Source organism: Rhodanobacter fulvus Jip2 (assembly GCF_000264315.1).
In the GTDB taxonomy this organism is placed as follows: domain Bacteria; phylum Pseudomonadota; class Gammaproteobacteria; order Xanthomonadales; family Rhodanobacteraceae; genus Rhodanobacter; species Rhodanobacter fulvus.
This window is the reverse complement of record NZ_AJXU01000007.1, coordinates 1-13,436: the sequence shown is the minus strand read 5'-3', so window position 1 is coordinate 13,436 and position 13,436 is coordinate 1. Positions and strand designations below refer to the sequence as shown.

13 protein-coding genes are annotated in these 13,436 nt (G+C 66.1%); 11 read left to right on the top strand and 2 right to left on the bottom strand.

Translation table 11 applies throughout. From position 1 onward, the window contains the following. Positions 1–89 precede the first annotated feature (89 nt). The 7 genes from UU9_RS01225 to UU9_RS01195 all read left to right on the top strand — a co-directional run bounded on the left by UU9_RS01225 (position 90) and on the right by UU9_RS01195 (position 8,429). On the top strand, positions 90–1,316 hold the full coding sequence (locus UU9_RS01225; RefSeq protein ID WP_040669972.1) for a sensor histidine kinase: 1,227 nt from the start codon (positions 90–92) through the stop codon (positions 1,314–1,316). Positions 1,317–1,455: 139 nt separating this feature from the next. Then, a complete protein-coding gene (locus UU9_RS01220) occupies positions 1,456–2,097 on the top strand; it encodes a response regulator (RefSeq protein WP_007079885.1) in 642 nt (213 codons plus the stop codon). Between the two features lie 247 nt (positions 2,098–2,344). Then, the gene (locus tag UU9_RS01215; protein WP_007079884.1) at positions 2,345–3,709 is read left to right on the top strand and encodes an SRPBCC family protein; all 1,365 of its coding nucleotides are present in this window, start codon (positions 2,345–2,347) and stop codon (positions 3,707–3,709) included. A gap of 161 nt (positions 3,710–3,870) precedes the next feature. Further along, the gene (locus tag UU9_RS01210; protein ID WP_007079883.1) at positions 3,871–4,803 is read left to right on the top strand and encodes an ABC transporter ATP-binding protein; all 933 of its coding nucleotides are present in this window, start codon (positions 3,871–3,873) and stop codon (positions 4,801–4,803) included. Then, positions 4,800–5,534 carry an ABC transporter permease subunit gene (locus UU9_RS01205; protein ID WP_007079882.1) on the top strand — a complete coding sequence of 245 codons (735 nt, stop codon included), beginning with the start codon at positions 4,800–4,802 and terminating at the stop codon, positions 5,532–5,534. Before UU9_RS01210 ends, UU9_RS01205 begins: the two co-directional genes overlap by 4 nt. A gap of 3 nt (positions 5,535–5,537) precedes the next feature. Further along, on the top strand, positions 5,538–7,454 hold the full coding sequence (locus tag UU9_RS01200; protein WP_007079881.1) for a GldG family protein: 1,917 nt from the start codon (positions 5,538–5,540) through the stop codon (positions 7,452–7,454). Between the two features lie 114 nt (positions 7,455–7,568). Then, positions 7,569–8,429 carry a cytochrome c oxidase assembly protein gene (locus tag UU9_RS01195; RefSeq protein ID WP_040669929.1) on the top strand — a complete coding sequence of 287 codons (861 nt, stop codon included), beginning with the start codon at positions 7,569–7,571 and terminating at the stop codon, positions 8,427–8,429. Between the two features lie 13 nt (positions 8,430–8,442). On the opposite strand, the gene UU9_RS01190 is transcribed toward UU9_RS01195, so the two are convergent. After that, positions 8,443–8,955 carry a copper chaperone PCu(A)C gene (locus UU9_RS01190; protein WP_007079879.1) on the bottom strand — a complete coding sequence of 171 codons (513 nt, stop codon included), beginning with the start codon at positions 8,953–8,955 and terminating at the stop codon, positions 8,443–8,445. Further along, positions 8,952–9,563, bottom strand: a complete 612-nt coding sequence (locus tag UU9_RS01185) for an SCO family protein (protein ID WP_007079878.1) — start codon at positions 9,561–9,563, stop codon at positions 8,952–8,954. Before UU9_RS01185 ends, UU9_RS01190 begins: the two co-directional genes overlap by 4 nt. Before the next feature lie 79 nt (positions 9,564–9,642). On the opposite strand from UU9_RS01185, the gene UU9_RS01180 reads away from it, so the two are divergent. The 4 genes from UU9_RS01180 to UU9_RS01165 all read left to right on the top strand — a co-directional run bounded on the left by UU9_RS01180 (position 9,643) and on the right by UU9_RS01165 (position 13,394). Next, a complete protein-coding gene (locus tag UU9_RS01180) occupies positions 9,643–10,023 on the top strand; it encodes a DUF423 domain-containing protein (RefSeq protein WP_007079877.1) in 381 nt (126 codons plus the stop codon). Between the two features lie 49 nt (positions 10,024–10,072). Further along, positions 10,073–10,507, top strand: a complete 435-nt coding sequence (locus UU9_RS01175; RefSeq protein ID WP_007079876.1) for an NHL repeat-containing protein — start codon at positions 10,073–10,075, stop codon at positions 10,505–10,507. A 157-nt stretch (positions 10,508–10,664) separates the two neighbouring features. Further along, positions 10,665–11,846, top strand: coding sequence for a formate-dependent phosphoribosylglycinamide formyltransferase (purT, locus tag UU9_RS01170; protein ID WP_007079875.1), 1,182 nt, complete (start codon positions 10,665–10,667; stop codon positions 11,844–11,846). Between the two features lie 36 nt (positions 11,847–11,882). Further along, positions 11,883–13,394 (top strand): FMN-binding glutamate synthase family protein, encoded by a 1,512-nt coding sequence (locus tag UU9_RS01165; protein WP_007079874.1) that lies wholly within the window; start codon positions 11,883–11,885, stop codon positions 13,392–13,394. The last annotated feature ends 42 nt before the right edge of the window (positions 13,395–13,436 follow it).

Here is a 13,436-nt window from a genome sequence, read left to right as displayed (position 1 = left end):
ATGTAAAACCTTTGTAAAGCCGGCGCCGGCGCGCTTCTGCTGACTGTCGTGGATTGCGCTGGGCGCCCGCACGGCCAATGATGCGCGCCATGCGATGGCCATTCTTCAACCATATCCGCCTGCTGCTCCGTTACGCGGGGTTCTTTACCTATTTGTCAGCCGGGACGCCGCTGGTCACCACCTGGGCGGCCGAGCGCCTGAACCAGTTGCAGCGGCCGAGTTTCTCGCTGTTGCTGTGGACGCTGTGCTACCTGGTGTTCGGGCTGATGTACTGGTTGCTGACCAGCAACCTGGGCTCGCGCCGTTACCCCGCGCTGAAGTTGCTGGGCCTGGCGCTGATGACGGCGGCGGCGGTGGCGGTGGGCTGGTACAGCCACAGCGGCCTGTCGGCCATGCTGATGGTGGTGGCCTCGGTGGTCCTGCCCTGGCTGCTGCCGTTCTGGATGGGCGGACTGTGGCTGGTATTGCAGCATTTGAGTCTGGTGGCGGTGTTCGCCACGTTCCCGGAGTACGACCACAGCATCGCGATCGGTTTCGTGCAGGCGAGTGTCTACCTGGGCATTTCCGTGCTGGTGTTCACCACCTCGGCGATCGCCAGCCAGCAGGCGGAGGAGCGCGAAGTGCAGCGCCGCCTCAATTCGGAACTGCGCGCCACGCGGGCCTTGCTGGCCGAGTCCAGCCGCATCGCCGAGCGCATGCGCATCGCGCGCGATCTGCATGACGTCATCGGCCACCACCTCACTGCGCTGAGTCTCAACCTCGAAGTGGCCAGCCACCTCACCAACGAGGCGGCGGGCGCCCACGTGCGCAAGGCGCAGAGCACGGCGCGGCATCTCCTTTCCGACGTGCGCGAAGCGGTGAGCGAACTGCGCCAGGATGATGCGGTCGACCTCACCCGCGCCCTGCGCACGCTTACGGATGGCGTGCCCGGGCTGAAGATCCATGTGGAGATGCCGCCGCGCTTCAGTGTGGAAGATCCGCGGCGGGCACATGTGCTGCTGCGTTGCGCGCAGGAGATCATCACCAACACCGCGCGGCACGCGGGCGCGCGCAACCTGTGGCTGGATTTCGCCTATGCCGAGGCCAGCGAGGTCGGCCTGCAGGCGCGCGACGACGGCCGTGGCGCGGCCCAGGTCAAGCCGGGCAACGGGCTCTCGGGCATGCGCGAGCGGCTGGCCGAATTTGGCGGCAGCGTCACCCTGCATACCGGCGTCAGCCGCGGTTTTGCGCTGTCGGTGCGATTGCCGCTGGGTGAGCACCCGTCGCTGGCGCACGCGCCCACGCGATTCGACCCGCCGGCGCTGCGAATGCCCTGAGCGCCGCTGCCGGCGATGGGGATTGCGGCCACACCAAGGGTTTTCCGTGGCCCGCGCAGACATGCAAGAATGCACTGCTGACGGGGGCGATGCGTCGTGCCGATACCGCCCCATGGGCCTTACTGCTTGAGGATGCGCGATGATTTCCGTTTGTCTCGTCGACGACCAGAATCTGGTGCGCCAGGGCGTACGTTCGCTGCTGGATCTCGCTGCTGACATCCGCGTCGTGGCCGAATGCGCCGACGGCGCCCAGGCGATACGCGAGATTCCGCGGATCAAGCCCGACGTGGTGCTGCTGGACCTGCGCATGCCCAACATGAGCGGGTTGGAAGTGTTGCAGACGCTGGCGTCCCGCGATGAACTGCCGCCCACCATCATCCTCACCACCTTCGACGACGACCAACTGGTGCTGCAGGGGCTGAAGGCCGGTGCGCGCGGTTATCTGCTGAAGGATGTGTCGCTGGAGCAACTGGTCGAGGCGGTGCGCGTGGTGGCCGGCGGCGGCTCGCTGGTGGCGCCGATGGTCACCCAGCGGCTGATGGCCGGGGTGGCACGCATGCAGAACCAGTTCACCAGCCTGGAGCAGCCCGACCCGCTGACCGAGCGCGAAACCGAGATCCTGCGGCTGCTTTCCGGCGGCTACAGCAACAAGGAAATCGCCAATTCGCTGAAAGTGGCCGAGGGCACGGTGAAGAACCACGTATCCAACATCCTTTCCAAGCTGGGCGTCCGCGACCGTACCCGCGCCGTATTGAAGGCGCTGGAACTGGGCATCGTCTGAGCCGCAACGCGGCTCGCCATGGCTGCCGGAATGGCGCCGCGAGGCCGTTTCACGTGGCCATCCATACGGATGTTCCCGGCAATAGCGTTCCAGCCCGCGAGCAAGTAACATCCGTAGCTTCGGCAATTGCCGACCCCCCTTTTGCATCCCTGTAGCAACCCATGGGAGGCACCGCGCCACGCGGTTGGGGAGACCATCCTGGTACTGCCATCCTGGTACTGCGTAGAGACGTTCGGAGACCCTTGGAATGATGCGTGTCCTTGAATTTTTTGTTGCCCTGATCATCGTCGCCCTGATCGGCGTGGTGGCGGGTGTGGTCATGCCGGGCCACGGTCACGTGGAGCGGTCGCTGGTAATCGGCAAGGACATGCGGCAGGTCTACGACGTGCTCGACAATCTTCGCCGCGTGCCCGAGTACTCGGTGTTGCGTTCGTACGATCGGAACACGAAGTTCAGCTTCTCGGGCAATGCCTACGGCCCCGGCGCCGAGTTGAGCTGGAGCAGCGACAACGAGAAGGTAGGCAACGGCAAGCTGACCATCGCCAACGCCACCCCGTCGTTCGACCAGATCACCAGCACCACCAAGACTGCCAGCATCGTCTGGAACCTGGACAACAACTGGCGCGGTCAGGACAAGCACTTCACGCTGGACCTGGAACGCCAGGGCAGCCGCGGTCAGCTGACCGAAGTGACCTGGTCCTATGACGTCGCCTACGGCTGGAACCTGGTCAACCGCTTCGCCAACCTGTACATCCACGGCGATCCGGACTCCTTCGTGGACGTCACCCTGAACAACCTGCAGAACGTGATGGCGACGGTGCCGAACATCGACTACGCCGACCTGATCCCGTACATCGTGCAGACGCAGCAAACCCCGGTGCTGCTGGTGCCCACCTCGATCGCCCGCAAGGACGGCCTGGAAGGCTTCGAGGCGGCGACCAGCAAGGCGGTTGCACAGATCCAGGCCACCGCCAAGAAGCTGGGTGTGAACGTCACCGGCCCGCGGGTCGTGTTCACCACCAACTACGGCGACCAGACCTACACCTTCGACGTGGCGATGCCGATCGACAACAGCAGCCTCACCGTCAACGGTCAGGCCGAGCAGCTGACGCCGCCCACGCCGCCGGCATTGAATCCCCTTGCCGCACCCGCCGAGTCCAGCAGCAGCAGCGCCGATGCGGACAGTGTCCCGCTGGCCGTGGACAGTCGTGACCGCTACGGTCGCCTGGTTGTCGACGGTAACGTGCGCGCCACGCTGGCCTTCGGTGGCCCGGCCCTGAAGGGCGTGTGGAACGGCACCTTTGCCGGCGTGCCGCAGACCCGCGACATGCTGAAGGCCTATGCACAGACGCATGGCTACGCGTTCGATGACGTGGTCAACCGCCCGTACAACATCCAGACCAAGATCGGCGACAACGTCGAGACGTACTCGCAGTTCGAGATCTACCTGCCGCTGAGTAACGCGCCGGACCAGACCCCGGAGCAGGCCGCCGGCATCAAGCCGCCGTCGCTTGAGGAAGAGGCTCCGGCCAGCGCCGGCTCGGCGGCAGCCCCGGCCAGCGCAAGCAGCGTCGCGCCGGCCAGCAGCAGCGAAGCGCCCGCTGGCGAGTAAGCAGCTACCGCAACACGCAAAGAAGGGCTCTTCCTGACGGAGGAGCCTTTCTTTTTGGCGACCGGCCACGCCGTCACCGGACACTTCGCCGCTTGCGCTACATTGTTCCGATGCACGGCAGCGCTTCGTGCGCAGCCACTGTTCCCGATCGTCGACCGGACATGATAGAAACCGACCAGCTCACCCGTTGCTATGGCCACCTCACCGCGGTGGATGCGTTGAGCATCCGCGCCGAACCGGGCCAGGTGCTGGGGCTGTTGGGCCCGAACGGGGCGGGCAAATCCACGGCGATGCGGATGATCGCCGGCTTCCTGGCGCCGACCTCGGGCACGGCGCGGGTGTGTGGCTACGATATCCGGCGCGAACCGCTGAAGGCGAAGCGGGCATTGGGCTACCTGCCCGAGGGCGCGCCCAGCTACGGCGAGCTGACGGTACGCGAATTTCTGCAGTTCATCGTGCGCATGCGCCGGTTGAAGCCGGAGCTGGGTTACCGGCGCATCGACGAGGTGGTGCACCTGTTGCAACTGGACGACGTGATGGAGCAATGCATCGACACGTTGTCCAAGGGCTTGCGGCGGCGTGTCGGCCTGGCCCAGGCCATCCTGCACGATCCGCCGGTGCTGATGCTGGACGAGCCCACCGATGGCCTGGACCCGAACCAGAAGCACGCCGTGCGCCAGTTGATTGACACCATGGCGCGCGAGCGCACCATCCTCATTTCCACCCACCTGCTGGAAGAAGTGCACGCGCTGTGCAACCGCGTGGTGATCATCGCGCAGGGCACCTTGCTGGCTGATGCCACGCCCGCGGAACTGGAGGCGCGTTCGCGCTACCACGGCGCGGTGTCGTTCAGCGCGCCCGGCAGCGGGGTATCACAGGAGATGCTGGGGCGGTTGCCGCAGGTTGCCGCGATCGAGGTCGACCCGCTGGACGGTCGCATCACCGTGTTCCCCAAGCCGGGCATACGCATCCTGGAGCCGGTGCAGACGCTGTTGCGCGAGCAGGGGCTGGAAGTATCGGAAATCCAGCTCGAACGTGGCCGGCTGGACGAGGTTTTCCGGCAGATCACCACCGGCACGGCGGGCGCCGCATGAGCCCGATCAATGCGGTGATGCGACGCGAGCTGCGCAGCTATTTCGTGACGCCGGTGGCGTATGTGTTCCTGGTCATCTTCCTGGTGCTCGCCGGCATCCTCACTTTCTACGCCGGCGATTTCTACGCGCGCGGGCAGGCCGACCTGCAGCCGTTTTTCGTGATGCATCCGTGGCTGTACCTGATCCTGGTGCCCGCCATCACCATGCGCATGTGGGCCGAGGAGGCCAAGGGCGGCACGCTGGAACTGTTGCTGACGCTGCCGGTGACGTTGTGGCAGGCGCTGCTGGGCAAGTTCCTGGCGGCGTGGCTGTTCATCGGCCTGGCGCTGGGCCTCACGTTTCCGATCTGGATCACGGTCAACTACCTCGGTTCGCCCGACAACGGCGTGATCCTGGCGGGCTATCTCGGCAGCTGGTTCATGGCCGGCACGTTCGTGGCGATCGGTGCCTGCCTGTCCGCGCTGACGCGCAGCCAGGTGATCGCGTTCATCCTCACGGCGCTGGTGTGCGTGCTGTTGATTCTGGTCGGCCAGCCACAGGTGCTGGAGTTTTTCCAGGGCACCTTGCCGCGCCGGCTGATCAACGCGGTGGCGCATCTGAGCATGCTGCGCCACTTCGGTTCGATCGCCCGCGGCGTGCTCGACCTGCGCGACCTGCTGTATTTCCTGCTCAGCATCGTGGGCTGGCTCACCGCCGGCGTGTTGCTGCTCGACCTGAAAAGGACGCGCTGACCGATGCCGCGCCTGCACCTTCCCGCCTTCCTGACCCGGCCGCTCCAGTTGACGCGCGGCTCGTTGCTGTACGCCGCGCTGGTTTTGCTGGTGCTGGTATTCGTGCCGCTGATCGTCACCACCAGCCGCTGGATGCATGCGGTACGCATCGATCTCACCACGGACCATCTCTACACGCTTTCGCCCGGCACGCTGCACATTGTCGATGGCCTGCGGCAGCCGTTGAAACTCACCCTGTATTTTTCCGAGCACGCCACGCGCGACCTGCCGCAACTGCGCAGTTACGAGCAGCGCGTGCGCGAGATGCTGCAGGAAATGGTGGCGCGTGCGCATGGCCGCATCCGGTTGCAGATCATCGACCCCGTGCCGTATTCCGATGACGAGGCCAATGCCGAAGGCAGCGGGTTGACGGCGGCCAGCGGCGGCAGCAACGGCGAGCGGGTGTTCTTCGGGCTGGCCGGCAACCGGCAGGCCGGCGACGGCGACAACGAGGTGGTCAGCCAGGTGCCGGAGAAGGCGCTGAGCATCCCGTTCTTCGATCCGGCGCGCGAGGCGTTCCTGGAATACGACATCGCCAAGTTGCTGTACGAGCTGGATCAGACGCGCAAGCCGCCGATCGGCGTGATCAGCGCGTTGCCGGTGGAGGGCAAGCCGGTGCTGGGCCAGCAACCCTGGGCGGCGGTGCAGCAGCTGAGCCAGTTGTTCGACCTGCGCATGCTGGATCCTGCGCAATTGAAGCGGGTGGACCCGACCCTGAAGATGCTCTGGTTGATCCAGCCGACCCATTTGTCGAGCGATGCCTTGTACGCGATCGACCAGTACCTGCTTCAGGGCGGCCACCTGGCGGTGTTTGTCGACCCCGATGCCGAGCAACTGCAGAGCTCGCCGTACGACGTCGGCGCGGCGTTGCCGGAACACAGCTCCGACCTGCCGCGGATGTTCGCGGCGTGGGGCGTGGTGTATGACCCGCGCCAGGTCGTGCTCGACCGTTCGCGCGCGCTGCAGATCGAGCTGGCCGGAAGCAGCCTCAACCATCCGGCGATGCTGGGCCTGGGCGCGCAGGAGCTCAATCGCAACGACGTGATCACCGCCAGCCTGCAGCGCGTGAATCTGTCCACCGCCGGTTACTTCGACCTTGCGCCCGATGCCGGCACGCGGCTGATTCCGTTGTTGCAGAGCACCGGCGACGCCGAGGCGGTTTCCACCCAGCGCACCATGCAGGCCACCGCCGACCCGGCCTCGCTGCTGCAGGATTACCGGCCGGACAATATCCATTACGTGCTGGCGGCGCGGCTGCAGGGGCCGTTCCGGAGCGCCTTCCCCGAGCGGGCGGGCGAGCCCGGCCACCTGGCCAGTTCACGCAGCAACGCCGAGGTGGTGCTGGTGGCCGATACGGACCTGCTCAGCGACCGGTTGTGGGTGGAGACACAGACCATCCTTGGCCAGCCGATGCTGAGCGCGTTCGCCAACAACGGTGATTTCATCGCCAACATGGTGGACAACCTCAGCGGTTCGTCGGCGCTGCTTTCGATCCGCGGCCGCGCCACGTCGCAGCGTCCCTTCACCCGCGTCGAGGCGTTGCGCAACGCGGCCAACCAGAAATTCCTGCAGAAGAAGCAGGAGCTGGAGCGCGAGCTGGCCGATACCCGCCGCCGGCTGGAGGAATTGCAGCCGGCCAAGGGCGGCAGTGGCGATACGGTGACGGTCGAGCAGCGGCGGGAGATCGAACAATTCCGCCAGCGCCAGATGGCGATCCACACCGAACTGCGCAACGTCCAGCATCAGCTCAATGCCGAGATCGATGCGCTGGGCCTGCGCCTGAAGTTCATCAATATCGTGCTGGTGCCGGCGCTGGTGATCCTGATCGGCCTGCTCTATGGCTGGCGGCGCGCGCGGCACAGTCGGCGCCGGCGTTCGTGAGGGCGGCAATCTGCCGCAACGTGACGAGCGCCGCGGGGAGGATTCCGGCGCCGCGGCCGACTATGCTGGCGGGATCGCGCTCGCCGGTGCGCGGATTCGTCGTGGTGGCCTGAGTTGATTGCAACGTTGTTGAAATGGATCGTGCCGTGGGAGTTCTCCTGGATCTTCCTGGCAACTTTCGTGCTGACCTGCGTGCTGTACTGGCGCGGAAGCCGCCGGATGTCGGTGAGTTTCAGCCGCAAGCTGGCGTTCTGGACCGGCATGGCGATCATCTACCTGTCGCTGCACACCTATCTCGATTACTTCGCCGAGCACGAGTTTTTCGTGCATCGCATCCAGCAATTGCTGCTGCACCATCTGGCGCCGCTGCTGATCGTCACCGCGTTTCCGGGCACGGTATTGCGTGCGGGCATGCCGTTTTCGTGGCGCATGCGCCTGTGGGTGCCGTTCCGCCGTTCCTGGCCCTGGCGCGTGGTGAGCGGCGTGCTGCTGAATCCCACCGTGGCGACGGTGCTGTTCATCGGCTTCATCCTGGTGTGGCTGATCCCCGATATGCAGACGCTGGCGATGCTGGACTGGCGCATCTACCGCTTCATGAACTGGAGCATGTTGATCAGCGGTTTCGCCTACTGGTCGCTGGTGCTCGACCACCGGCCGCACCCACCGGGGCGGATGACCGCGGGGCTGCGGGTGTTGTCGCCGGGCATCACCATGACGCCGCAGATCATCGCCGGCGCCATCATCACGTTCTCGCACACCGACCTGTACCCGATCTTCGAGATCTGCGGCCGCGCCTTCACCTTCAACGTGCTCACCGGCCAGCTGATCGGCGGCGTCATCATCTGGGTGCCGTCGGCCTTGCTGGAATCGACCGGCGCGATGATGGCGATGCGCCAGTGGTTGCGGCTGTCACGCAATGGCCGGCTGCCGCGAAGGCCGCTGCCGCGCCGGGCCGAGGCGAGCCGTTCGACGTAAAGGCTGTGCCCGTTCAGTGCCCCGCGTGCGGCTCGCCTGCATCGATGGCATTGGCCGGGCGTGCCGCGAAATCGGTGGCCAGGGTGCTGCCGTCGCTGAACTTCAGTGTCAACGTGACGGTGTCGCCGGGTTTCACCGGGTTTTTCGCCTTCATCAGCATCAGGTGATAGCCGGCCGGGGCCAGCACCGCTTCGCCGTGCGCCGGTACGGTCAGCGTGTCGACCATGCTCATGCGGCTCATCCCGCCCGCGGTCGAGCTGTGATGCAACATCACCTCGGCGTATGCCGTGCTGGTGGCGCCGGTAAGCGCCACGGGTTGTGCACTGTCATTGTGCAAGGTCACGTAGGCGCCGGCGGGGAGCGCGCCAGGCAGCACGCGGATCCACGCATCGCTGGCGTGGACGTGGTCGGCCGCTGCGGCCTGCACGCCGCCGGCCAGCAACAGGCCGGGCAGCAACAAGCCGGCCAGCAACAAGCCGGCAAGCAACAAGCCGGCATTGAGGAAAGGCAGTCGAATCGGCTTCATGGCGTGGCTCCGGTGTCGAGCAGCAGATGCAGGTCGTGGACGAGGTCGTCCTGCGAGGCGGATGGTGTGGCCAGCAGGCGCGCCTTGCCGTCGCGATCGAAGATGTAGATGGCCGAGCTGTGGCTCACCTCGTAATTGCCGTCGGCGTCACCGGGTTCGCGGGTGAAGGCGGAGCGATAGCGCTTGCTCAGCGCCTCGACGGCGCGCGCGCTTCCCACCAGACCCACCGCGCGCTTGTCGAATGCGTTGACATAGGCGTGCATCACGGCGGGCGTGTCCCGCGCCGGGTCCACGCTGACGAACAGAATGCGCGCATCGTCCGCCAGTGGCCCCAGCCGCTGCATCACCACGTGGAGCTGGGCCAGGGTCAGCGGGCAGACGTCCGGGCAGTGGGTGTAGCCGAAGTACAGCAACACCACCTTGCCGCGATAATTCGCGCCCGTCACCGCCTTGCCGTTGTCGTCGGTGAGCTTGAAGTCCAGGTCCGGCATGTGCCCGCTGATATTGGTCAGGCGCAGGGGCAGCGGTTCGCTGCGGCAACCGCCGAGCAGGGCGCCCATGGCGAGCAGCAACAGCAGGGGAAGGCACAGCAGGTAGCGGGGCTTCATGCGAAAATCCGGTGTTCTGATCCCTTCCAGCATACGACACCGGCCCATACGCCCGCTCCGCCAACCCGGAAATTTCCCCATGCCGCGACAACATGTCCCCACCCCGCTGGCGTTGCTGGTCGGCCTGGCCGGCGCCAGCGCGGTGATGCTGGGTGCGTTCGGTGCGCATGCCTTGCGCCAGGTGCTCGACCCGCAGCACCGCGAGCTGTGGCGCACTGCGGTTGACTACCACGTGTGGCACGCGCTGGCATTGGTGTTGGCGGTGGGGCTCGGGCATGGTCGCAGCCGCCGCTTCGCGATGGTCGCGTTCGCGCTCGGCATCGTGCTGTTCAGCGGCAGTCTTTACGCGCTGGCCTTGGGCGCGCCGCGCTGGGTCGGCGTGGTGACGCCGCTGGGCGGGTTGGCGTTCATCGCCGGCTGGATTGCGCTGGGCCTGTCGCTGCGCCGCGGCAACAGCTAGGTCTTGCGCGTGACATCGTGCTGTCATCCGGCGGTGGGACGCTGCCGGCATGAACATGCAGATCGCCCTGCGGCATGCACACACGATCAACCCGTCGCGATTCTGGCGACTCGTACCGTGGCTCGGCTTTGCGTTGCTGGCGGCAGGGATGCTGCAACTTCGGTGGCCGCCCGTCGCCGGCAGTGACAACACCACGTCGGCAACGCCGATAGCGCCGCTGGTGCATTGGAGCGACGCGGATCACGACTGGTTGCTGGTTGTCGACCAGGCGTCCGGTGAGCTGGTGGTCTACGACGCGAACGACGGCCGCCCGCTGCGCCGGCTGGGCGCCCCCAACGGTGTGGGACCGATCGAGACGATCACCCGCGAAGGCGATTGGCTGGTCACCACCAGCGAACGCCGCCCGGGCCTGCAGATCCTCAGCCTGCCGGGGCTGCAGCCGGTGATTGGGCGGCGCGGGGACGTCGCCGGGAATGGGGAATAGAGAATAGGGAATCGGAAGAGCGCTCTTTCGCCGGTTCGAAGGATGTCGCCGGCGCCGAGCCTTTGCTTTTCCCATTTTCCATTTTCCATTTCCCATTCTCTGCTGGCTACACGCACGTGGCCGCATACAATGCCGTTTTGCCGCATTGGAAAATCCCATGAAGCCATTCGGTACGCCGCACTCCAGCCATGCCTTGCGTGTCCTGCTGCTGGGCGCGGGCGAGCTGGGCAAGGAAGTGGCGATCGAGCTGCAGCGCTACGCGGTGGAGGTGATCGCGGTGGATCGCTACGCCGACGCGCCGGCCATGCAGGTGGCCCATCGCAGCCACGTGATCGACATGCTCGATGGCGCGGCGCTGCGGGCCGTGATCGAGCTGGAAAAACCCGACCTGGTGGTGCCCGAGATCGAGGCGATCCATACCCCGACCCTGATCGAGCTGGAGAAGGAAGGCCAGCGGGTGATCCCCACTGCCCGCGCCGCCTGGCTCACGATGGATCGCGAAGGCGTCCGCAAGCTGGCCGCCGAGGAGCTGAAGCTGCCCACCTCGCCGTACCGCTTCTGCGACGACGAAGCCGCGTACCGCGAGGCGGCCGCCGCCATCGGCTATCCGTTCGTGATCAAGCCGGTGATGAGCTCGTCGGGCAAGGGCCAGAGCGTGGTGCGCGATGCCAGCGAATTGCCGCAGGCCTGGGCGTACGCGCAATCGGGCGGCCGCGCGGGCAAGGGGCGGGTGATCGTGGAAGGTTTCGTGGATTTCGACTACGAGATCACCCAGTTGACGGTGCGGCACGTGAACGGCGTGAGCTTCTGCGCGCCGATCGGCCATCGGCAGGAGCAGGGCGATTACCGCGAATCGTGGCAGCCGCAGCCGATGAGCCTGGCCGCCCATGCCGAGGCGCAGCGGCAGGCGGCGGCGATCACCGGCGCGCTGGGTGGCTGGGGTGTGTTCGGCGTGGAGTTTTTCGTCAAGGGCGACACGGTGATCTTCTCGGAGGTAAGTCCGCGGCCGCACGATACCGGCCTGGTCACCATGATCTCGCAGGAGTTTTCCGAGTTCGCCCTGCATGCGCGGGCAATCCTGGGCCTGCCGATTCCGGTGATCCATCAGTTCGGCCCGTCGGCATCGTGCGCGGTGCTGGTGGAGGGCGACGGCGTCGGGCCGCGCTACCACGGCGTGGCCGAGGCGCTGGCCGAACCGGATACGCAACTGCGATTGTTCGGCAAGCCTGCCGTCAGCGGACGTCGCCGCATGGCGGTCACCCTGGCCCGAGCCGATACACTGGAGGCGGCGGTCGACAAGGCCGTGCGCGCGGCGGCGTGTTTGCGCGTCGAGCTGTAGGCCGCCGCATCCAATTCATCCGCACGGGAGCAAGACATGCCATCCACCGGTTTCGCGCACTGGCTGATCGTTCTGGTCGAAACCTTCGCCGCACTGTTCCTGTTGCTGTTGGCGCTGTTCGTGGTGGTGCTGCTGGTGACGTGGCTGGTGGACCGCAACCAGACCGGCAACGCGGTGCTGCGCAATTTCCCGGTGATCGGCCACTTCCGTTACTGGTTCCTGCATCTGGGCGAGTTCTTTCGCCAGTACCTGTATTCCAGTGATCGCGAGGAGATGCCGTTCAACCGCGCGCAACGCACCTGGGTGTACCGAGCGGCCAAGAACGTGGACAACACCGGCGCATTCGGCTCCAGCCGCGACCTGCGCGGCGAGGGCGTGCCGTTTTTCGTCAACGCGCCGTTCCCGAATCTGGGCGAGGACCACGTCGAACCGGTGCCGGTCACCATCGGCCCGCACGCGCGCCAGCCCTACAGTCATGCGGCCTTCTTCAACATTTCGGCGATGAGCTTCGGCGCGTTGTCGGCGCCGGCCGTGCGTGCGCTGTCGCGCGGCGCGGCCAAGGCGGGCATCTGGATGGATACGGGCGAGGGCGGGCTGGCGCCGTACCACCTGGAAGGCGGCTGCGACATCATCTTCGAGATCGGCACCGCCAAGTACGGCGTGCGCACCCCCGAGGGCAAGCTGGACGACGACAAGCTGCTGGCGATCTGCGCCCACGAGCAGGTGAAGATGGTCAGCATCAAGCTGGGGCAGGGTGCCAAGCCGGGCATGGGCGGCCTGCTGCCCGGGGCGAAGGTCACCGCCGAGATCGCGGCGATCCGCGGCATCCCGATGGGCGAGGATTCGCAAAGCCCGAACCGTCACCTGGATATCGGCAACGTGCATCAACTGCTCGATGCGATCGACCACATCCGCGAGCTCACCGGCAAGCCGGTGGGCTTCAAGGCGGTGCTGGGCGGGGTCGACTGGATCGGCGAGATGTGCGACGAAATCGCCCGCCGCGGCATCGAGAGCGCGCCGGATTTCATCATCGTCGACGGCTCCGAAGGCGGTACCGGCGCGGCGCCGCAAACGCTGATGGAAGGCGTGGGACTGCCACTGCACGAAGCACTGCCGGCGTTGCTGGATATGCTGATCGTCAAAGGGCTGCGCCAGCGCATCAAGGTGGTCTGCTCGGGAAAATGCATCACCGCCTACGACGTGGCATGGGCGCTGTCGGTGGGCGCGGATTTCGTCAACTCCGCCCGCGGTTTCATGCTGGCGCTGGGCTGTATCCAGTCGCTGCAGTGCAATCGCAACACCTGCCCTACGGGCATCACCACGCAAAATCCCAAGCTGCAGCGCGGCCTGGTGGTGGCGGACAAGAGCGAGCGCGTCTTCCACTACGCCCGCAACGTGATGCACGAAGTGGGCATCATCGCGCACAGCTGCGGCGTGGCCGAACCGCGCCAGCTCAACCGCGGCCACTGCCGCGTGGTGGGTGACGACGGCCTGTCGATCCCGCTGGAAAAATTGTTTCCCTATCCGGTGAAGCAAGGAGTTTCGTAGGAGCCGCTTGCAGACGATGCTCTTGCTCTTGCGAATCCCGAA